The sequence below is a fragment of the Vibrio sp. 811 genome, assembly GCF_033339195.1.
This window is the reverse complement of record NZ_JAWOUB010000352.1, coordinates 1-737: the sequence shown is the minus strand read 5'-3', so window position 1 is coordinate 737 and position 737 is coordinate 1. Positions and strand designations below refer to the sequence as shown.

The window sequence follows — 737 nt, the reverse complement described above, 5'->3', positions numbered from 1 at the left end:
CCACAGACATCAACCAAAGCGCCTATAGCGAAATGGGCTCAGAGATGGATTCACTGCAAGATTTTGAAGTGAAGTTTCAGATCTCCGCATCAATTCCATTTTATCGCTTCAGCTCAGGCACTGCTTTGATGGGGGCTTATACTCAAAAGTCCCTATGGCAACTGGCAAACTCTGATATCTCCTCGCCATTTAGAGAAACAAACTACAAGCCGCAAGTGTTCTTAGCGCATCAATCGAACATGTTGTTGTTCAATCATGTTGAAGCCGGTTACAAACATGAATCGAACGGTCAATCCAGCAAACTGTCACGCAGTTGGGATCGTCTATATGTCGCTGCCGAGCGTTTTTCTGGCCCAGTCGAGTATGGCGTACATGCATGGTGGGTGATTACCACAGAAAATGACGACATGGAAAATTACTACGCACCGTACGAGTTATGGGCGAAAGTTTATACCCATGCGGGCGTGGTCAATACACGCGGTTTTTACAACTTTGCTGATGATAAAGGTGGGATTGAACTAGGTTACACATTCTATTTCAATGACATTCTTGGTGTATATCTTCAAGGTTACCATGGCTATGGTGAAACGCTGATCGACTATGATCATTCTCAAACCCGTGTTGGGCTTGGTATTAAGCTGATGAATCTATAAGCTTTTGGTATTGACTTCATCGCTTAAGCCCTGTTTTTAGTTTGCTGTTTGAAATATTAATCAATTGAATGCTTATATATGGCG

General features: G+C 43.0%; 1 protein-coding gene. It reads left to right on the top strand.

Annotation, left to right across the window (positions count from 1 at the left end; translation table 11 throughout):
* The coding region (locus R7Q46_RS26820; protein ID WP_318078177.1) for a phospholipase A at window positions 1-653 on the top strand (653 nt) is incomplete at its 5' end.
* Window positions 654-737 lie beyond the last annotated feature (84 nt).